The 18,330-nt window shown below is 77.9% G+C and carries 17 protein-coding genes and 1 riboswitch; of the genes, 9 read left to right on the forward strand and 8 right to left on the reverse strand.

Features of this window, described 5'->3' with window-relative positions:
- Positions 1–169 precede the first annotated feature (169 nt).
- The 8 genes from BDZ31_RS16575 (at position 170) to cobM (ending at position 9,480) form a co-directional block, all read left to right on the forward strand.
- On the forward strand, positions 170–865 hold the full coding sequence (locus BDZ31_RS16575; RefSeq protein ID WP_343075611.1) for a VWA domain-containing protein: 696 nt from the start codon (positions 170–172) through the stop codon (positions 863–865).
- Entirely contained in the window at positions 862–1,485 is a 624-nt protein-coding gene (cobO, locus tag BDZ31_RS16580) for a cob(I)yrinic acid a,c-diamide adenosyltransferase (protein ID WP_183343471.1), read from the forward strand. The genes BDZ31_RS16575 and cobO overlap by 4 nt, the downstream gene beginning before the upstream one ends.
- Before the next feature lie 62 nt (positions 1,486–1,547).
- Positions 1,548–2,930 (forward strand): alkaline phosphatase family protein, encoded by a 1,383-nt coding sequence (locus tag BDZ31_RS16585; protein ID WP_183343472.1) that lies wholly within the window; start codon positions 1,548–1,550, stop codon positions 2,928–2,930.
- On the forward strand, positions 2,927–4,561 hold the full coding sequence (locus tag BDZ31_RS16590; RefSeq protein WP_183343473.1) for a cobyrinic acid a,c-diamide synthase CobB: 1,635 nt from the start codon (positions 2,927–2,929) through the stop codon (positions 4,559–4,561). Before BDZ31_RS16585 ends, BDZ31_RS16590 begins: the two co-directional genes overlap by 4 nt.
- The gene (locus tag BDZ31_RS16595) at positions 4,558–6,567 is read left to right on the forward strand and encodes a bifunctional adenosylcobinamide kinase/adenosylcobinamide-phosphate guanylyltransferase (protein WP_183343474.1); all 2,010 of its coding nucleotides are present in this window, start codon (positions 4,558–4,560) and stop codon (positions 6,565–6,567) included. Before BDZ31_RS16590 ends, BDZ31_RS16595 begins: the two co-directional genes overlap by 4 nt.
- Positions 6,564–7,244 carry an adenosylcobinamide amidohydrolase gene (locus BDZ31_RS16600; RefSeq protein WP_183343475.1) on the forward strand — a complete coding sequence of 227 codons (681 nt, stop codon included), beginning with the start codon at positions 6,564–6,566 and terminating at the stop codon, positions 7,242–7,244. The genes BDZ31_RS16595 and BDZ31_RS16600 overlap by 4 nt, the downstream gene beginning before the upstream one ends.
- Entirely contained in the window at positions 7,241–8,719 is a 1,479-nt protein-coding gene (gene cbiT / locus BDZ31_RS16605; protein WP_183343476.1) for a precorrin-6Y C5,15-methyltransferase (decarboxylating) subunit CbiT, read from the forward strand. Before BDZ31_RS16600 ends, cbiT begins: the two co-directional genes overlap by 4 nt.
- Positions 8,716–9,480 (forward strand): precorrin-4 C(11)-methyltransferase, encoded by a 765-nt coding sequence (gene cobM / locus BDZ31_RS16610; protein ID WP_183343477.1) that lies wholly within the window; start codon positions 8,716–8,718, stop codon positions 9,478–9,480. The genes cbiT and cobM overlap by 4 nt, the downstream gene beginning before the upstream one ends.
- Here the strand turns inward: cobM and BDZ31_RS16615 are convergent.
- Positions 9,429–10,769 carry a cobalt-precorrin-5B (C(1))-methyltransferase gene (locus BDZ31_RS16615; protein ID WP_183343478.1) on the reverse strand — a complete coding sequence of 447 codons (1,341 nt, stop codon included), beginning with the start codon at positions 10,767–10,769 and terminating at the stop codon, positions 9,429–9,431. The genes cobM and BDZ31_RS16615 overlap by 52 nt on opposite strands.
- Before the next feature lie 236 nt (positions 10,770–11,005).
- Between BDZ31_RS16615 and BDZ31_RS16620 the strand changes: the two genes are divergently transcribed.
- On the forward strand, positions 11,006–11,740 hold the full coding sequence (locus tag BDZ31_RS16620; protein ID WP_183343479.1) for a cobalt-precorrin-6A reductase: 735 nt from the start codon (positions 11,006–11,008) through the stop codon (positions 11,738–11,740).
- Between the two features lie 149 nt (positions 11,741–11,889).
- On the opposite strand, the gene BDZ31_RS16625 is transcribed toward BDZ31_RS16620, so the two are convergent.
- The 7 genes from BDZ31_RS16625 to BDZ31_RS16655 form a co-directional block, all read right to left on the reverse strand.
- Complete coding sequence (locus tag BDZ31_RS16625; protein ID WP_183343480.1) at positions 11,890–13,710, reverse strand: precorrin-2 C(20)-methyltransferase; 1,821 nt, start codon at positions 13,708–13,710, stop codon at positions 11,890–11,892.
- Positions 13,711–13,713: 3 nt separating this feature from the next.
- Entirely contained in the window at positions 13,714–14,346 is a 633-nt protein-coding gene (locus BDZ31_RS16630; RefSeq protein WP_183343481.1) for a precorrin-8X methylmutase, read from the reverse strand.
- On the reverse strand, positions 14,343–16,184 hold the full coding sequence (locus BDZ31_RS24570; protein WP_221243138.1) for a hypothetical protein: 1,842 nt from the start codon (positions 16,182–16,184) through the stop codon (positions 14,343–14,345). Before BDZ31_RS24570 ends, BDZ31_RS16630 begins: the two co-directional genes overlap by 4 nt.
- Positions 16,185–16,243: 59 nt before the next feature.
- Positions 16,244–16,987, reverse strand: a complete 744-nt coding sequence (locus BDZ31_RS16640) for a CbtA family protein (RefSeq protein ID WP_183343482.1) — start codon at positions 16,985–16,987, stop codon at positions 16,244–16,246.
- A gap of 10 nt (positions 16,988–16,997) precedes the next feature.
- Entirely contained in the window at positions 16,998–17,216 is a 219-nt protein-coding gene (locus tag BDZ31_RS16645; protein ID WP_183343483.1) for a CbtB domain-containing protein, read from the reverse strand.
- A 33-nt stretch (positions 17,217–17,249) separates the two neighbouring features.
- Positions 17,250–17,380, reverse strand: a riboswitch (cobalamin riboswitch).
- 102 nt (positions 17,381–17,482) lie between these two features.
- Entirely contained in the window at positions 17,483–17,698 is a 216-nt protein-coding gene (locus tag BDZ31_RS16650) for a hypothetical protein (protein WP_183343484.1), read from the reverse strand.
- A complete protein-coding gene (locus BDZ31_RS16655) occupies positions 17,695–18,279 on the reverse strand; it encodes a BON domain-containing protein (RefSeq protein ID WP_183343485.1) in 585 nt (194 codons plus the stop codon). Before BDZ31_RS16655 ends, BDZ31_RS16650 begins: the two co-directional genes overlap by 4 nt.
- Positions 18,280–18,330 lie beyond the last annotated feature (51 nt).

Genomic DNA, 18,330 nt, shown 5'->3' on the forward strand with positions numbered 1-18,330 from the left:
GGCCCGGGCCGTCCCCCCCCCCCCCCGCGCCCGCCCGGCCCCGGCCCCCCGCCCCGTCCCCCGCCCGGGGGGGGGGGGGGGGGGGGGGGGGCGGGGGGGGGGGGGGGGGGGGGGGGGGGGCACCCCCCCCCCCCCCCCCCCACTCCTCCCGGTCCCGCTCCACGAGCACGTGCGCGCGGGGCGGGAGGCGGTGCTGCTCTGCCTCGTGGTCGACGCATCCGGGTCGATGGGAGCGCGGCGACGGCTGGCGAAGGTCAAGGGTGCGCTGCTGGAGCTGCTGCGCGACGCCTACGCACGCCGTGACCGCGTCGCCGTGATCGCCTTCCGCGACGCGTTCGCGGAGACGATCGTGCGGCCCGGCGCGCCCCTGGCCGCCGCCGCGGAGGCGATCCGCACCCTCCCGACCGGCGGCCGCACGCCGCTGGCCGCCGGCTTGCGCGAGGCCGCGGCGGTCGTCCAGCGCGAGCGCGTCCGCGAGCCCGACCGTCGCGCCGTCGCGATCGTCCTCACCGACGGCCGCGTCCAGGATCCGCATGGCGCGGTGCCCGCCGCGGCGCGGACGCTCGGCACGGCCGCCGACGCCGTCCACGTCGTCGACACCGAGGAGGGCCCGGTGCGGCTCGGCCTCGCCGGCCGCGTCGCACTCGCCGCCGGCGGGCGGTTGCATCGGCTGACGGAGTCGCCGGCCGGACGCCGCACCGGCGCGGGCCGCGTCGCCGCGCCGACCCCGGACGTCCGCCGCTGCGGCACCGGCCGCGCCGCCACGCCGGCCACGGACGCTCGCAGCGCCGGAGCCGGCCGCAACGCCGTGGCGCCGGGCCTCCTTCCCACCGACCCATCCGCGATCCGCAGGAGCCCCGCATGACCGAGACCAGTCCGCTCGCCAAGCACGGCGGCGACGAGATCGACGTGCCGCACCGTCCCGGCGACAGGGGCAGTGCGGAGCCGAAGCGGCGCAAGCCGCGCGACAGAGCGCTCGTTGCGGTCTACACCGGGACGGGGAAGGGCAAGTCGACCGCCGCGTTCGGGATGCTGATGCGCTCGTGGGCGCGCGGGTACAGGTGCGGCGTCTTCCAGTTCGTGAAGTCGGGCAAGTGGAAGGTCGGCGAGGCGAGAGCCGCGGCGGCGCTCGGCGGGATCGACTGGGAGAAGATGGGCGACGGCTGGTCGTGGCTCTCCAGAGACCTCGACGAGTCGGCCGACCTCGCGCGCGCCGGCTGGGAGGGCGTGAAGCGGGCGATCGCGGAGGAGCGCTACGAGTTCCTGCTGCTCGACGAGATCACGTACCCGATCAAGTGGGGCTGGATCGACGTCGACGACGTCGTCGCGACGCTCCGCGACCGACCGGGCTTCCAGCACGTGATCGTCACCGGCCGCGACGCCGATCCGAAGCTGATCGAGCTGGCCGACCTCGTCAGCGAGGTCGTCAAGGTCAAGCATCCGATGGACCAGGGCATCCGCGCACAGCAGGGGATCGAGTGGTGAGCGCGGCCGGCGCGAGCCCACGGCGGGGCGCGGGCGCGGGGCCGGCGTGGGGCGATGCGTCGATGGCGCCGACGGTCCTCGTCATCCTCGACGGCGCGAGCGAGCCCGTGCGACCCGGCCTGCCGACCTGCCTCGAGCACGCGGCGACGCCGGCGCTCGACGCGCTCTGCGCCGAGGGCGTCGTCACGCGCGTGCGGACGGTCGCCCCCTGGCTCGCGCCCGGTTCGGAGAGCGCCATCCCCGCGCTCCTCGGCTGGATCCCGCCGGCCCCCGTCGACCGCGGGATGGTCGAGGCGGTCGCCTGGGAGATCCCGCTCGACGCGGGTTGCGGGGAGCGTGCCGCGGCGATCGTGGCGGGCGCGCCGACTGGCCGGGAGCGTGCTGCGGCAGGTGCGGCGGGTGGCGGGGAGCGGGCCGCGGCGGTCGCGGCGGGTGCGGCGGCTGGCGGCGAGCGTGCGTGCGCGAGGTCGGTGCGCGCGGCGGCCGGCGGGGAGCGTGCGCGGCCGGCTTCGGCGGTCGAGGCGCGCGGCGAGTGGGCGTGGCGGGTCGACGTGCGCGCGGAGGACGGCTCCCGCGCGGACGTCGGCGCCGTCCGCGCCGCGGTCGACACGCTCGATTTCGCGCTGCCCGACCACCGCGTCGTGCCGCTCGCCGGCCACCGCCTGCTCGTCGTCGGCCGACCGCCGCTGCCGCCGCTCGACGGCGCGGCCGCACCGCACGCCGTCGCTGCGCGGACCGGGGAGGTTGCCGCGAGCGGGGGCGCCGCCGCCGCGAGCGAACCTGCGGCCGGCACGGGCGCCGTCGCCGGCAAGGCTGCGGAAGGTGCCCTTGCGGGCCGTCATGCCCTCGATGTCTGGCCGGAGGGCGTCGTGCCGCCGCGGCTGCTGGACGCGCGCACGGTCGTCGTCGCCGCGCGCGGCGCTGCGGCGGGCATCGCGCGGCTGATGGGCGCGCGAGTCGTCGTGCCCGACGGCGCGACCGGACGGCCCGGCAGCGACCTGGCCGCGAAGACGGCCGCCGCGCTCGACGCCCTCGCGGCCGGTGCGAAGCAGGTCGTCGTTCACGTCGGCGGTCCCGACGAGGCGGCGCACGAGCGCGACGCCGCAGCGAAGGTCGCTGCGATCGAGGCGGCCGACCGCGACGTGATCGCGCCGCTGCGCACGGCCGTCGCGTCGGCCGGCGGCACGCTGCGCATCTGTCCCGACCACGGCTGCGACCCGGCCGACGGCCGCCACGATGCCGCGCCGGTGCCGCGCGTCGAGTGGACGGGCGGCTTGCTCGCGGAAGCCTCCGGGAGGCTCGACGGCATCGGCCGGGCACCCACCACGAGCGCAGGCGGCACCGTCGCGGATCGTGGCCACGCGAGGCCGACCCGCCTCACGGAGCGCGCGGTCGCGGGCCTGCCGATCGTCGAGCTGGAGCCGAGCGCGAGGGCGGCGGCGTGATCGCGCGGATCGTGATCGCCGGCACCGGCTCGGGCGCGGGCAAGACGACGGTCGCCTCGGGACTGATCGGCGCGCTGCGGGCGCGAGGCCTGCGCGTGCAGGGCTTCAAGGTCGGCCCCGATTACATCGACCCGAGCTACCACGCGCTCGCGTCGGGACGACCCGGGCGGAACCTCGATGCCTTCCTCTCCGGGACCGAGCTGATCGCGCCGCTGTTCCGTCACGGCGCGGCCGACGCCGACGTCGCGGTGATCGAAGGCGTGATGGGGCTGTTCGACGGCGCTTCGGGCAGAGGCGAGCTGGCCTCGACCGCGCAGGTCGCGAAGCTGCTGTGGGCACCGGTCGCGCTCGTCGTCGACGGCTCGGCGATGGCGCGCTCGGCGGCGGCGATCGTCCACGGCTTCCGCAGCTTCGACCCGGAGCTGGAGGTCGCGGGCGTGATCTTCAACCGCGTCGGCTCCGACGGCCACGAGCAGCTCCTGCGCGAGGCGGTCGCGCCGCTCGGCGTGCCGGTGCTCGGCGTCTTGCGCCGCGACGAGCGGATCGCGGCCCCCGAGCGCCACCTCGGCCTCGTGCCGGTCTCCGAGCGCGAGCCGCGCACGCGCGCGGCGCTCGACGTGCTCGCCGCCTCCCTCGCGGAGCGGGTCGACCTCGACGCCGTCCTCGCGCTCGCCCGCAGCGCCCCCGCCGTGCCGGGCGCGGCGTGGGATCCGGCGGCCGCGGTGGAGGGAAGCGGCGGCGTGGAATCCGCCGAGGCCGCCGGCGGCGGGGTGTCGGGCGCCGGATCGCCGGTGGGCGGTGGCGGGGCTGGAGCGGCGACGGGCGGCGGGGCTGGTGCGGCGACGGGCGGCGGGGCTGGTGCGGCGACGGGCGGCGGGGCTGGTGCGGCGACGGGCGGCGGGGCTGGTGCGGCGGCGGGCGGCGGGGCTGGTGCGGCGGCGGGCGGCGGGGCTGGTGCGGCGGCGGGCGGAGGCGGAGGCGGCCCGGCGCGCGTTCGCATCGCCCTCGCGGCGGGGCCGGCCTTCTCCTTCCACTACCGCGAGAACCTCGAGCTGCTGGAGGCGGCCGGTGCGGAGCTGCTGCCGTTCGATCCGCTCTCCGACGCCGCGCTCCCGGAGCAGTCCGACGCGCTCGTGCTCGCCGGCGGCTTCCCCGAGGTCTACGGCGCCGAGCTGGCGGACAACGCGCCGCTGCGCACCGCGGTCGTCGCGCACGTCGCCGCCGGACGACCGGTCCTCGCCGAGTGCGGTGGCCTGCTGTTCCTCGCCGAGCAGCTCGACGGCCACGAGATGTGCGGCGTGCTGCCGGTCCGCGCCGCGATGAGCAGACGCCTGACGCTCGGCTACCGCGAGGCGACCGCCGCGACCGCGACGCCGTGGCTCCCGGCCGGTGCGCGCCTGCGCGGCCACGAGTTCCACTACACGCAGGTCGAGGGCACAGGCGCCGAGAAGCCGCCGCCGGCGTGGACCCTCTCGGCGCGGGGTCAGGAGCGCGCGGAGGGCTTCGTCCGCGGCGCCGTCCAGGCCAGCTACCTGCACGTCCACTGGGCAGCCTTCCCCGAGGTCGCACGCCGGTTCGTGGCGGCGGCGCGCGAACGCCGCGGTGGGCGATCGGGGGAGGACGGGCGATGACCGTCGTGCTCGTGCTCGGCGGCACGCGCTCCGGCAAGAGCGCGCGCGCCGAGGAACTGGCGGCCGCCACCGGCATGCCGGTCCGCTACGTCGCGACCGCCGACGGCGCCGACCCCTCGCTCGCCGATCGGATCGCCGACCACGTCGCCCGCCGCCCGGCCGAGTGGACGACGGTCGAGGCCGGCGACGACCTCGCCGCCGCCGTCGAGCGGGCGGCCTGCTGCGCGGGCGCCGGAGGTGCGAGCGGCCCGAGTGCGGGCGGCGCGGGTGCGGGCGGCGCGGGTGCGGGCGGTGCTGGCGCGGGCGGCGCGCGCCGCGACGCCGTCGGGGCGCACGGCGATCGGCGTGCGACGTGCGCCCCGTGCTGCCTGCTCGTCGACGGGCTCGGCCCCTGGATCGCGACCGCGCTGCATCGCGCCGGAGCGTTCGACGACGCCTCCGACGCGCGGCTCGCGGTCGCGCGCGACGAGGTGACCGGCCAGGTCAGACGCGTCGTCGAGGCGCTTCTCGTCCTCACGGCTGCGGGCGGCGCCGCGATCGTCGTGGCGGAGCAGGCGGGGGAGGGCGTGCTGCCGCCCGACCGGGCGTCGCGCGCCTGGCTCGACCTGCTCGGCACCGCCACCCAGCGGCTGGCGGAGATCGCGGACCGCGTCGAGCTGATCGTCGCCGGCCGCCCGCTCGCGCTCGACGATGGCGGCGTTCGCGACCTGCGTCGATCTGCCTACCGCTCCGGTAGGCAGATTGACGCAGGTCTTGACTCCGACCGCGCCGCGCTGCGCAGCCGCGGCGACACCGCGGTCCGAGCGGGCGCCCCCGACGTCGCCGCGCTGCGCACGCACGGCGAGACTGCCGTCCGAGTGGGCGACGTCGACCTCGCCGAGCTGCGCACGCACGGTGACACGGCCGTCCGGGCGGGCGACGCCGACCATGCCGTCAACGTCCGCGCGGAGGGACCGCCGGGATGGCTGCGCATCGCGATCGAGCGGGCGCTCGCGGAGGACGCGACCCGCTACCCGTCCGAGATCGCGGCATGCGACGCGCTCGCCGCGCTCCACGGTCGCGCACCCGACGAGGTCGTCCCCGCCAACGGTGCCGCGCAGGCGCTGTGGCTGCTGCCGGCGGCGCTCAGACCGCGTCTGGCGGCTGTCGTCCATCCCGGCTTCACCGAATCCGAGGCTGCGTTGCGAGCGCACGGCGTCGAAGTCGTGCGCGTCCTGCGCGATCCCGCGTGCGGCTTCGCGCTCGACCCGGCCGCGGTGCCGGAGGCGGCCGACCTCGTGATCGTCGGCAATCCGGCATCGCCGAGCGGGACGCTCGACCCGGCCGCCGCGCTGCTCGCGCTGCGTCGGCCCGGGCGAACCGTCGTCGTCGACGAGGCGTTCATCGACCTCGTCCCCGGCGAGCCCGGGTCGCTGGCGCGCGAGCGGCTCGACGACGTGATCGTCGTGCGCAGCCTCACGAAGTCGCTCGCGATCCCCGGGCTGCGCGCCGGCTACGCGCTCGCTGCGCCGCCGCTGGCCGAGCGGCTGCGCGCCGTGCGGCCGCCATGGTCGGTCAACGCGCTCGCGCTGGCCGCGCTGGAGGCGGTCGCACGGCGACCCGAGCCGCTGGCCGAGCGCGCCGAGCTGACCCGCGTCGAGCAGGAGGACCTGCAGCGGCGGCTGGCGGAGATCGACGGCCTGCGCGCCTGGCCGAGCGTCGCCAACTACTGCCTCGTCGAGGTGGCCGACGGCGCGGCGGTCGCGACCGCGCTGCGCGCCCGCCGGATCGCCGTGCGCGAGGCGGCGAGCTTCCCCGGCCTCGACGCTCGTCACCTCCGGCTCACCGCCCGAGCCCCGGACGAGAACGCCCGCCTCTGCGCCGCGCTTGCCGCGGCGGTTTCGGAGCTCGCCCCGCACGACGCGGCCGCAGCGGCTGGCGAGCGCGCGGCGGTGGGCGGCGCGGACCGGGAGCGTCCCGCCGCCGAGCGCTCGGCCGCGGACGCGCCGACGGAGGAAACCGCATGAGCGCGCTGCGAGTCACGACGGCGCCGGGGACGCTGCTGGTCGACTTCGGCCAGCCGCGCCGGGTGCTCTCCTCGGCCGTGCTCGGCGGCGGGATCGGCGTCGCGCACGGTTGGCTCAACGCGACCGTCCCGACCGACTACGACCGGCTCGACCCCCACGCCGACCTGGCCGAGCGGGCTGCGGCGCTCGGATTCGCGCGGCCGCTGGTCGGGATGCTGACGGCGGTCGACGTCGCCCGCTGCGAGCGCGCGCGGCGCGGCGTCGCGACCGCCTTCGCGACGGTCGGCGTCGGCCATGCGCTTGCGGCCGCGGGCACGAGACCGCGGGTCGTGCCGGCGATCGGGACGATCAACCTGCTCGTCGTCGTCGACGCGCCGCTCGATGACGCCGCGCTCGCCGGGGCCGCGCAGACGGCGATCGAGGCGAAGGTACAGGCGCTCGCCGCCGCCGCGATCCCCGCGAGAAACGCCGACTGCCACGCGACCGGCACCGCCACCGACGCCTTCTGCATCGCCGCGCTGCCGGGCTCGACCGTCCCCTTCGCCGGCCCGGCGACGAGCGTCGGCGCCGACCTCGCCCAGGCGGTCCACGCCGCCGTGCTCGCCGGCGCCCGCGCCGACCGCGCCGACTTCGGCCCCCTGTACGAGACCGGCGCCGCAGGGGAGGCGCCGCGATGAGCGCGCCGGCTCGTCTGACCGTCGTCGGGATCGGCGCCGATGGGATCGCCGGGGTCGGCGAGGAGGCACGCGCGGCGCTGGCGGCGGCTCCGCTCGTCGTCGGCTCGGCCCGCCAGCTCGACCTGCTGCCGGCCGACGCCACCTCACCGACCGCGACCCGGCTCGCCTGGCCCTCGCCGCTGGAGCCGCTGCTCGACGCGCTCGCCGCCGGCGAGCACGGCGACGCCGCGATCCTCGCGAGCGGCGATCCGATGCTGCACGGCATCGGCGCCAGTCTCGCCCGGCGGGGCGTGCGGCCGGCCGCCGTCGCAGCCGGTGCGGCCGCGGACGCCACGCCGCCGCCCGCCACCGCCCCGGCAACCGCCCGGGCCGCCGCCGTCGCTCCGAGCGCCGCGCCCGCCGCCCGCGCGGCCGCCGACGCGCGGCGCGCGCCCGCCATCCTCCACGCGATCCCACATCCGTCCGCGTTCGCGCTCGCGTGCGCGCGGCTGGGGTGGGCGGCGGCTGAGGTCGAGCTGATCTCGGCGGTCGCGCGCGACCCCGCGCAGATCGCCCGTGCGCTGCAGCCCGGGCGCCGCCTGCTCGTCTACGCGACCGGAACGCACGGCGCCGCCGCCGTCGCCGGCCTCCTGACCGAGCACGGGTTCGGCGCCAGCCGCCTCGTCGTGCTGGAGCGGCTCGGCGACCCGGAGCGCGAGCGGCTCCACGACACGACCGCCCGCGCCTGGGGCGACCGCGAGGCCGACCCGCTCCACGCGGTCGCGGTCGAGCCGCGCGCCGACGACCCCGCCGCGCACCGCCCGCTGCCGCCGACGGGCGAGCCGCGCGCGGACGAGCCCGCCGCCCACCGTCCGCTCCCGCCGCGTCCGCTCCCGCCGACGACGCCCGGCCTGCCCGACGACGCCTTCGACCACGACGGCCAGCTGACGAAGCGCCACGTCCGCGCCGTCACGCTCGCCGCGCTCGCGCCGCTGCCCGGCGAGCTGCTGTGGGACGTCGGCGCAGGCAGCGGCTCGATCGCGATCGAGTGGCTGCGCGCGACCGCCCCGCTCGCCGCCGCCCCCGGCCGGGCGATCGCGTTCGAGGCGAACGCCGAGCGCGCCGCCCGCATCGAGCGCAACGCCCGCGCCCTCGGCGTCCCGCAGCTGACGATCGTCCACGGCAGCGCGCCGGCCGCGTTCGCCGATCCGCTCGTCACCCACTGCGCCCCGGACGCGATCTTCGTCGGCGGCGGCGCCACCGTCCCGGGTCTGCTGGAGGAGGCGTGGCACGCGCTGCGACCTGGCGGCCGGATCGTCGTCAACGCCGTCACGCTCGAGAGCCAGGCGCGGCTGCTCCAGGCCCGCGCCGAGCACGGCGGCACGCTCGCGCAGATCGCGATCTCCCACGCGGGCGCCGTCGGCGGCTTCACCGCGTGGCGAGGCCAACTGCCCGTCGTCCAATGGGAGGCCCGCAAGGAGGACCCGACCCCATGACCGTCCACTTCATCGGCGCCGGCCCCGGCGCGCCCGACCTGCTCACGCTCCGCGCCCAGCGGCTGATCGCCAGCAGCCCGGTCTGCCTCTACGCCGGCGCGCTCGTGCCGCCCGAGATCGTCGCCCACGCGCCGCGAGGCGCCCGCGTGGTCGACACGCAGCAGATGGAGCTGGACGAGATCGTCGAGGAGTTCGCGAGCGCCCACGCCGCCGGTCATGACGTCGCGCGGCTCCACTCGGGCGACCTCTCGATCTACTCGGCGCTCGGCGAGCAGACCCGCCGCCTCGACGCGCTCGGGATCGACTGGGACATGACGCCCGGCGTCCCGGCCTTCGCGGCCAGCTCGGCGGCGCTGAGACGCGAGCTGACGCTGCCGGGCGTCGCGCAGTCGGTGATCCTCACGCGCTATCGCAGACGGGCCTCGGCGATGCCCGACGGCGAGGAGCTGGCCGGCCTCGCCGCCCACGGCAGCACGCTCGTCCTCCACCTCGGCGTGCAGGCGATGGAGGAGCTGGTGGCGGTCGTCGAGCCGCACTACGGCGCCGACTGCCCGGTCGCCGTCGTCGCGCGCGCGAGCTGGCCCGACGAGACGATCCTCCGCGGGACGCTCGCGACGATCGCCGCCCAGGTCGCCGAGGCGGGCATCAGACGGACGGCGACGATCGTCGTCGGGCCGGTCCTCGACGGCGCCGGCGGCGAGAGCTTCCTCTATTCGAAGGGCCGCTCGCGGCCGGGCACCGGGGAGAGCCTGCCGGCGTGAGCGACGATCTCGCCCTCGCGGTCGACGACGAGCACCTCGGCCTCGACCGGCGCGTCGCCGAGCAGCTCGCGCACGACCCGCAGCGCCTCGTCGGCGACCCGCTGCGCCAGCGGCACCCCTGCGGCGCGTGCGAGCTGGAGCGCGTGCAGCGCGGTGTTGCCGTCGCGGATCGCGGCGGCCAGCGCCTCGTCGCCGCCGGCTTCGCGGGCCAGCCGCGCGAGCCGGTCGAGGTCGACCTGCGAGCGGGCCGAGTGGAGATCGAGATGGCCGGCGGCGAGCTTGGAGAGCTTCGCGAAGCCGCCCGCGAGCGTCAGCCGCGGCACCGGGTTGCGCGCGAGGTGCTTCAGCGTCGCGCCGGCGAAGTCGCCCATGTCGAGCAGCGCCGCGCCGGGGAGGTCGTACAACCGCTGCGCCGCGCGCTCGGAGGTGTCGCCGGTCGCGGCGATCGCGTGCCGCTGGCCGGTCGCGCGCGCGACGTCGATCCCGTGGCGGATCGACGCGATCCACGCCGAGCAGGAGTAGGGGACGACGACGCCGGTCGTGCCGAGGATCGACAGCCCGCCGACGATCCCCAGCCGCGGGTTCCACGTCTTCCTCGCCAGCTCCTCGCCGCCCTCGATGCCGATCGTCACGACGACGTCGCCGGGGTCGCCGTGGGCCGCGGCCAGCTCGGCGACGACGCCGCGCATCAGTCTCCGCGGGACCGGGTTGATCGCCGGCTCGCCGGGCGGGAGCTGGAGGCCGGGCAGCGTGATCGTGCCGACGCCGGGGCCGGCCGCGAAGACGACGCCGGATCCCGGCTCGCCGCGCCGGACCGTCGCCAGCACAAGCGCGCCGTGGGTGACGTCGGGGTCGTCGCCGGCATCCTTGACGACGCCGGCGGTGGCGGTGACGAGGGCGTTGGCGCTGACGACCGCGCCGGCGCTGACGTCGGCGCCGGCGCTGGTGCGCCCGTCGCCGTCGCGGCCCTCCGCGGCGCGCTCACGGGGCGAGGGCGAGCCGGCGCTTGCGCGCTCGTCACCGCCGCGGCTGTCGGCGGCGCGGTCGTGGGACACGGCCGGACTCGCGCCGCCGGCGGCCTCGATCCGCTCCACGGCGAGCGCGAAGGCCGGTTGCTGCCCGCCCGGCAGCGTGATCGTCACCGGGTCGGGGAAGGCGCCGGTCAGCAGCGCCGCGTAGGCGGCTTTCGTCGCCGCGGTCGCGCAGGCGCCCGTCGTCCAGCCCCGCCGCAGCGCGCTGCCGCGGCTTCCGTCGGTCGCGCGGTCGACCGGCTGAGCGCCGTCGCTCATCCGCTTGGCTCCACGGCGCGCCGGCGGTCGGCGGCGGGCGCGCGGCTGGGGCACCCGGCGGCGGGCCCGCCGGACGCCCGGCCGGTGCGGGAGGCGCGGTGCGGGCGGCCGGTGCGCGGGACGCGGTGCGGGCGGCCGGTGTCCGGGGCGCGGTGCGGGCGGCCGGTGTCCGGGGCGCGGTGCGGGCGGCCGGTGTCCGGGGCGCGGTGCGGGCGGCCGCTGCAGGAGGCGCGGCGATGCGCGTCCTGATCCTTGGCGGGACCGGGGAGGCGCGGGAGCTGGCGGCGCTGCTGCATCGCGACAACGTAGCGGTGATCTCGTCGCTCGCCGGGCGCGTCGCGCGGCCGCGGCTGCCGGTGGGGGAGGTGCGGGTCGGCGGCTTCGGCGGGCCGGCGAAGCTGGCGGAGTGGCTGACGCGTGAGCGGATCGGCTGCGTCGTCGACGCGACCCATCCCTTCGCCGAGCGGATCTCGGCCAGCGTCGCGCAGGCGGCCGGCCGTGCCGGCGTCCCGCTGCTGCGGCTGGCGCGGCCGGGCTGGAGCGAGCGGCCGGGCGACCGCTGGATCTGGGCCGACGACCTCGACGCCGCCGCCGCGCAGATCCCGTCGCTCGGCTCGCGCGTGCTGCTGACCACCGGTCGGCAGGGGCTGGCGGCGTTCGCGGACGGCGATGCCTTCTTCCTCGTCCGCTGCGTCGACCCGCCCGAGCCGCCGCTGCCGCGCGACCACGAGCTGCTGCTTGACCGCGGCCCCTACACGCTCGCGGGCGAGCTGGAGCTGATCGACCGCCACCGGCTCGACGTCGTCGTCACGAAGGACAGCGGCGGGAGGCTGACCGAGGCGAAGCTCGACGCCGCTCGCGCGCGCGACCTGCCGGTGATCGTCGTCCGCCGCCCGCCCTCCCCGGCCGGCGTGCAGGCAGTGGAGTCGGTCGCCGAGGCGCACGCCTGGGTGTTCGACGCCGCCGGCTGAGCGGTACCCGGTTGCTGCGGACGCCGGGCCGAGCGCGGCCGTTCCGCGCGCGTGGCGGGTCGCCGGGGCGGACGCTGGGCCGGGCGCCGGGCCGTGCGCGGCCGCTGCGGGCGCGGGGCCGGGCGCCGGGCCGCGGGCGAGCGCGCACCTCACTCCGGGTACGTCCGCGGCGTGTAGACGCGCGCCGGGCCGGCGCCGTTGCCGTCGCCGAAGACGCGCGTCCGCGACGAGCCGACGATCAGCAGCGTGCGCATGTCGACCGCCGCGGCGTCGAAGTCGCCGAGCGTCGCGATCGTCATCGTCTCGGTTGGCGCGCCGACCGCTCTCGCGACGACGACCGGCGTCTCCGGCGCGCGGTGCCGCAGCAGGATCGCCCGCGCTTCCTCCAGCTGCGTCGGCCGCGTCTTCGAGCGCGGGTTGTAGACGGCGAGCGCGAGATCGGCGACGCCGACCGCCTCCAGGCGGCGCTCGATCACCGACCACGGCTTGAGCACGTCCGACAGCGACAGGACGCAGAAGTCGTGGCCGAGCGGCGCGCCGGCCCGCGCCGCGGCCGCCTGCATCGCCGAGAGCCCCGGAACGATCCGCACGTCGACGTGCGCGAAGGCGTCGCCGCCGGCCTCGAGCTGCTCCATCACCGCGGCGGCCATCGCGAAGATGCCCGGGTCGCCGGAGGAGACGACCGCGACGCGCCCGCCGGCGGCCGCCAGCTCCAGGGCGTGGCGCGCGCGGTCGGCCTCGACGCGGTTGTCGCTCGCGTGGCGCTGCTGTCCGACCCGGGCCGGGACGCGGTCGACGTAGGTCTTGTACCCGACGAGATGCTCGGCCGCGGCCAGCTCGGCCCGCGCCTCCGGCGTGAGCCACCGCGGCCCGGCCGGTCCGAGACCGACGACGGCGACCGAGCCGGCTGCCGGCGCATCGCTCGGGTCGGCAGCCGCCGCCGGTACACCTGCGGTCACGCCGCTGGCGCCCGCCGTCGCACCACTGGCGCCCGCCGTCGCACCGCGCGCGCCCGCCGTCGCACCACTGGCGCCCGCCGTCGCACCACTGGCGCCGGCCGTCGCACCGGCGACGAGCCTGCCGGCCGCCACGCCCGGCTCGTCGGGTCTGTGGACCTGCGCCGTCGGCACGAGCACCAACGACATGTATGGGACTCTGCCGTCGACCGCGTGCAGCGCCTCGATCCGCTGCTCGGGCGCGCTCGCCCGCTCGACGTAGATGGCGCGGTCGGCGACCCCCGCCTCGTCGGCCGCGTCGCGCACCTTCGGGAAGGTGCGGCCGAGCTTCATCACGACCGCCGCGTCGGCGCTCTGGAGCCGGTCAGCGAGCTGCTCGGGCGGAAGCGTGCCGGGGACGGCCATGAAGACGTCGTCGCGCTTGACGAGCGGCGTCCCGGCGGCCGCCGCGGCGGCGCTGAAGGCGGTGACGGCCGGGATCACGGTGGTCTCGTAGCGAGGCGCGAGCCGCTCGTGGAAGTACATGTAGGAGCCGTAGAAGAACGGGTCGCCCTCGCACAGGATCGCGACGTCGCGCCCCGCGTCGAGATGGACGGCGAGCTCGGCGGCGGCCTCGTCGTAGAACTCGCGCAGCGCCGCTTCGTAGCCGCCCGGATGGGAGGTGAGCTCGGTGGTGACGGGGAATCTGAGCAGCACCTCGTCATGGTCGGGCCGCAGGTACGGCGCCGCGATCCGACGCGCGACCGATCTGCCGTGGCGCGCGCTCGGGTAGGCGATCACGTCGGCGTCGTGGATCGCGCGCGTCGCCTTGAGCGTCAGCAGCTCAGGGTCGCCCGGACCGACGCCGACCCCGAAGAGCCGCCCTCGCGCCTTGGCCGCGCCGCCGTCCGTCGCGCCGCCTCCCTTGGCGCCGCTGCTCGCCGCGCCGCCGCCCGCCGCGCCGCCGCCGTCCGCCGCGCCGCCGCTGCCCGCCGCGCCGCCGACGTCACCCCGCGTCTCGCTCGCATCACCCATCGCCTACTCCTGCTCGCTCGCGAGCGCGTTGACGGCGCCGCAGGCGATCGCGCTCCCGCCGCGGCGGCCGTGGACGACGAGGTGCTCGAGGCGGCTCTCGTGCTCGGCGAGCGCGACCTTCGACTCGGCCGCCCCGACGAAGCCGACCGGCACGCCGATCACCGCGGCCGGCCGCGGCGCGCCGGCCTCGACCAGCTCGAGCAGACGGAAGAGCGAGGTCGGGGCGTTGCCGATCACGACCAGCGACCCGGCGAGCCGCTCGCGCCACAGCTCCATCGCGGCGGCGCTGCGGGTCGTGCCGAGCTCCCGCGCCAGCTCCGGCACGCGCTCGTCGTTGAGCGTGCAGACGACCTCGTTGTCGGCCGGCAGCCGCTTCCGCGTGATCCCGGAGGCGACCATCATCGTGTCGCAGAGGATCGGCGCGCCGGCCCGCAGCGCGCCCTCGGCGGCGGCGCCGAAGCCGGCGGAGGCGGCGACGTCGGCACGCAGGTCGACCATCCCGCAGGAGTGGATCATCCGCACGACCGTCCGCGCGAGGATCGGGTCGAGCCCGTCGAGGTCGGCTTCTGCGCGGATGATCGCGAACGAGTTGCGGTAGATCTCCGCACCGTCGCGGATGTAGTCGGTCGTCGTCATGCGGCGGGTCTTTCGTTCGTGTCCGTGTCCAGCAGTTCGAGCGCGCGGGCGGCGTCGGCGGCGTCGCGCCAGCGACCTCCCGCGCGGAAGATCGTCAAGGTCGGCGATGGGCTCCCTGGCGACGGCTCGCGGCCACCGGCTCCGTCGTCGGCGACGACGCCGATCGCGACGTCGCGCTTCATCCCGCATCTGCGCGGGCAGGCCGACCAATGCTCGGCCGGTGCGCCGGCCCGGCGTCTGGCGGCGCGCACCGCCGCGGCCCCCCGCACGTCGACGAGCGCCCGCCGGCAGGCCCCAAGGCCCGAGCAGGCCGTCAGCCCCTCCCAGCCCGAGCCGCTCTCGACGACCAGCCCGAGCCGCTCCAGCTCGCGCGCGGCGGCATCGGCCGTGTCGGGCGGCAGGTCGACGAGCGTCACCGTGCGGGCGGTCGAGAGCCGCAGCGCGGAGGCGATCCAGGTGCCGGCGGCGGGTTCGGCCGGGCAGGCGGACTCGCTGTCGTCTTGCGCGCCGGCGCGTGCGGGGGGAGCGGCGGCGCGGGCGGCTTCGCCGCCGAGCGGCGTCACGGCTTCCGCGGTCGGGGCGGTCTCCTGCAGCAGCGCCGCCAGCCCCAGCAGCTGCGCGCGGTCGAGCCGGCCCAGCGGCGCCAGCGCCGTCAGCGCGATCCGTCCGTCGGGCTGGACACGGCGGCCGGGGGCGAAGTCCGGTCGTTTGGGGTTCTCTACGACCCCCAAACGACCGGAGTTCACTGCGCCGCCGAGCGCAGCGGCCAGCCGCGCGGCACCGTCGGGCAGGTCGGCGACGTGCCACGCGGTCGGGTCGAGCTCGTCGCGGAGCGCGAGAAACCCCCGTGCCGCGTCGAGCAGCGTCGCAACCGCCGCGAGCGACGCCGGCGCGGCGTCGGGAATGGCGGCCACGGAGCCAGGCGCGGCGGCCGCGGAGCCAGACGCGGCGGTCGCGGAGCCCGGAGCGGCGGCCGCGGAGTCAGGCGCGGCGGCCGCGGAGCCAGACGCGGCGGCCGCGGAGCCCGGAGCGGCGGCCGCGGAGCCAGGCGCGGCGGCCGCGGAGCCAGGCACGGCGTGGGCGGCGCCGGGCGCGGAGCTGGCGCCAGCGGCGGAGCTTGTGGCGCCCGGAGCGGCGGGCAGGGAGGCGGCGGCCGGGACGGTCAGCGTCGTCGGCGTGCCGGCGAGGTGCAGGCGGAGTACGACGCTCGCGGGCACGGCGCGACCGGCGGGGCCGAGTCCGCCGGACGCGCCGGGCCCGCCAGCGCCGTCGAGATTCGACATCGCGGCATCCGCGACGTCCCGGTCCGCGGCCGCGCCGGCAAGGTCGCGGTCCGCCGCTTCGTCACGCGCGGGGGCGGGCTGGTGGCCGAGGGCGTCTCGCGCCTCGGCCACCAGCGCCACGTCGCTCGCCGCGATGTCCGTCAAGCCGGCGCCGTCGTCGAGCGCGAACAGGAAGCGGCCGGGCAGCGCGGCGAGCGCGGGGTCGGCGCAGAGGGCGGCGTCGAAGGCGGCGACGAGCGGGTCGGTGTCGAGCAGCGAGTCGGGATGACGTCCCGCGAGCGGACTCGCGAGCAGGTTGCGCACGCGGTCGTGGGCCGGCGAGGGAAGCAGCCCACCCGCGGCGAGCACGCGCGCCAGCCCGCCCGCCGCGCCCCCATCGCACGCCCCTTCGGGCAGCCCTCGCAGCTGGACGCTGCCGCGCGAGGTCAGCTCGGCGAGGCCGTTGCCGAGCGCGGCGCCGGCGGCGAGCGCGTCGAGCTGGTCGGCGCGCAGCAGGCCGCCCGGCACGCGCACGCGCGCCAGTCGGCCGTCACCGGCGTCGTGCGGGCGCAGCACGCCGGGGCAGCGGTCGGCCGCCGGACGCGCGGGTGCACCGCTCCGTCCCCGCCGCACGGTCACGCCCCCGCGCTCACCATCTCGCGGCGGACGGCGCGCGGCTCGAGGACGCGCTCGGCGAGCGCGCCGAAGCCGAGGCCGAGCGCCAGCCACAGCGTCGCGTTGAGGCCGATCGAGGCGAGCCGGAACTCCCACAGCAGGTCCGGCGGGAAGCCGCTCGGGGTCTCCTGGACGCCGGGCAGCAGCAGCTCGGCGACGGCGACCGCGAGCAGGAACACCGCGCCGGCGGCGATCGCGGCGGTCCAGGCGCCGAGCCGCGGCGACAACTGCCGCCACAGACGCCACGCCGCGATCAGCGACAGCACCGAGATCGCGATCATCGCGACGAACAGCAGCGTCCGTCTGTCGATCGTGTCGGGGTTGCCGACCGTCGGCGGGTTGGCCGGGTACTTCGTCGAAGGGACGAGCGTGATCGCGAGGAAGGCGGCGAGCCCCAGCAGCGCCGCCGTCGCCCGCGCGCCGAGCGCGCCGACGCGGCCGTACGCCCACGCGAAGACGATCGCGAACAGCGAGCCGAGCGCGACGCCCATCACGACGGTGCCGGTCAGCAGGCCGATCGTGCTCTGGGTCGCGCGGCTGACGAGCTCGGGCTCGGCCGGCTCGCCGGCGGCCGCTGCCAGCGACTCCTCGAACGCGATCGCCTTGTCGATCTGCGGCTCGCCGAAGACGAGCGCGAACGCGAAGGCCGCGACGCCGGCGAGCGCGCCGGCGATCAGCCCCCGCACGAGCAGGGTGCGTGCCATCTCGGCCTCCTCAGTGGCAGGGGAAGCCGAGCAGGTGGCGGGCGTCGTGCACGAACTCGTGGACGCCGCTCCCGGAGACGAGCGAGAGGATCCCCTGCTCGCCGCCGACGAAGTAGACGAGCACGACCATCAGCACGCTGACCGCCAGCGCCCACGGCAGCAGCTCGCGCGGCGAGACGACCGGGGCCGGGAGCCGAGCGGAGCCACGCTCGGCGATGAGATCGGACATCTGAAGTACCTCCTCGGGATCACGCGTCCCGTCGTGGGTGGTCGCGTGACGGAGGAGTGTCTGGCTGACGGGCCCGCAGGCCCGATCACAGTGGCGCGACCGCGCCGGTCTCTCACCGGCTTCCTCGCACCGCCACGCAGTGGAGCGGCACTCTACCGGAGCGCGTGGCGGCGAGGCCCCCGTCGGGTGCGCCCGACCGACGCTGGCGCGCCGGCGCGCCCCGACCCGGGCGTGCCTGGCCGATGCGGGGCGGCGCGCGCCGGTCGCTACGGCACCGGGTCGGGCTCGGGCTCGACCTCGGGCGCCGGCGGCGGCTCGGGCTGCTCGGGCGCGGGCACCGGGTCACTCGGCACCGCCGGCTCCTTGGGGACCGCCGGGGTCGACGGCTCGCCGGGAACCGGCACGGCCGGCTGGTCTGGCACCGCCGGGGTCGACGGCTCGGCGGGCTGGGGGACCTCCAGCAGGATGCCTGGCGCGCTCATGTCTTCGCCCCGTTCCCGTGGTGCGCCGCGGCCCGTGCCCGCACGTCGGCCGGGTCGCTCGGCGGCGCGTGGGGCGCCGGCTGGTCCGGGGTGTGCAGCAGGTTCTCGACCCGCTCGACCCCGTCGACCGCGGCCGCGGCCTCGCCCAGCGCGGCGATCTGGTCGGGCCGCTCGACGGTCCCGCGCAGCTCGACGACGTGCTCGTGCACGTTGACGTTGACCGACCCCTTCGGCGCGTCGGCCGGGCGGAAGATCTCGGTCTCGACCTTGCGCGCGAGCGTCACCTCGTCGTAGTCGCGCGGCGGCGAGGGGTGGACCGCCTGCTCGGCACGATGGGCGGCGCCGCGAACCGGGCCGACGGCATGCTCGGCGCGGCGGGCGGCGTTGCGCGCCGAGCGGCGTCCGAGCGCGAGCGTGCGGTCGCGCGCGGTGTGGCGGCGGCGCCGGCCCCGCTCGGGGTCGAGGAAGTACGCGAGCATGGCGCCGGTCGCGCCGGCGGCGATCAGGCTGCCGCCGCGACGGGCCTGCCAGCGGCCCTCCGGTCTCCGGCGGCGGATCTCGATCGGCATGGTCAGCTGCATCGTGGGTCCCTCCTGCGTCGGTGGGCGGGAGTGCCTTTGACATGCCCGCAG

This window comes from Conexibacter arvalis (assembly GCF_014199525.1).
In the GTDB taxonomy this organism is placed as follows: Bacteria; Actinomycetota; Thermoleophilia; order Solirubrobacterales; family Solirubrobacteraceae; genus Conexibacter; species Conexibacter arvalis.

Excerpts from the sequence above, each read along its gene's own strand:
- BDZ31_RS16625 (WP_183343480.1), bottom strand. The coding sequence starts at position 13,710 with ATGGGTGATGCGAGCGAGACGCGGGGTGACGTCGGCGGCGCGGCGGGC.
- BDZ31_RS16600 (WP_183343475.1), top strand. The coding sequence starts at position 6,564 with ATGAGCGCGCTGCGAGTCACGACGGCGCCGGGGACGCTGCTGGTCGAC.
- cobO (WP_183343471.1), top strand. The coding sequence starts at position 862 with ATGACCGAGACCAGTCCGCTCGCCAAGCACGGCGGCGACGAGATCGAC.
- BDZ31_RS16640 (WP_183343482.1), bottom strand. The coding sequence starts at position 16,987 with ATGGCACGCACCCTGCTCGTGCGGGGGCTGATCGCCGGCGCGCTCGCC.
- BDZ31_RS16645 (WP_183343483.1), bottom strand. The coding sequence starts at position 17,216 with ATGTCCGATCTCATCGCCGAGCGTGGCTCCGCTCGGCTCCCGGCCCCG.
- BDZ31_RS16630 (WP_183343481.1), bottom strand. The coding sequence starts at position 14,346 with ATGACGACGACCGACTACATCCGCGACGGTGCGGAGATCTACCGCAAC.
- BDZ31_RS16620 (WP_183343479.1), top strand. The coding sequence starts at position 11,006 with ATGCGCGTCCTGATCCTTGGCGGGACCGGGGAGGCGCGGGAGCTGGCG.
- cbiT (WP_183343476.1), top strand. The coding sequence starts at position 7,241 with ATGAGCGCGCCGGCTCGTCTGACCGTCGTCGGGATCGGCGCCGATGGG.
- BDZ31_RS16595 (WP_183343474.1), top strand. The coding sequence starts at position 4,558 with ATGACCGTCGTGCTCGTGCTCGGCGGCACGCGCTCCGGCAAGAGCGCG.
- BDZ31_RS16650 (WP_183343484.1), bottom strand. The coding sequence starts at position 17,698 with ATGAGCGCGCCAGGCATCCTGCTGGAGGTCCCCCAGCCCGCCGAGCCG.
- BDZ31_RS16615 (WP_183343478.1), bottom strand. The coding sequence starts at position 10,769 with ATGAGCGACGGCGCTCAGCCGGTCGACCGCGCGACCGACGGAAGCCGC.
- BDZ31_RS16655 (WP_183343485.1), bottom strand. The coding sequence starts at position 18,279 with ATGCAGCTGACCATGCCGATCGAGATCCGCCGCCGGAGACCGGAGGGC.
- BDZ31_RS16585 (WP_183343472.1), top strand. The coding sequence starts at position 1,548 with ATGGCGCCGACGGTCCTCGTCATCCTCGACGGCGCGAGCGAGCCCGTG.
- cobM (WP_183343477.1), top strand. The coding sequence starts at position 8,716 with ATGACCGTCCACTTCATCGGCGCCGGCCCCGGCGCGCCCGACCTGCTC.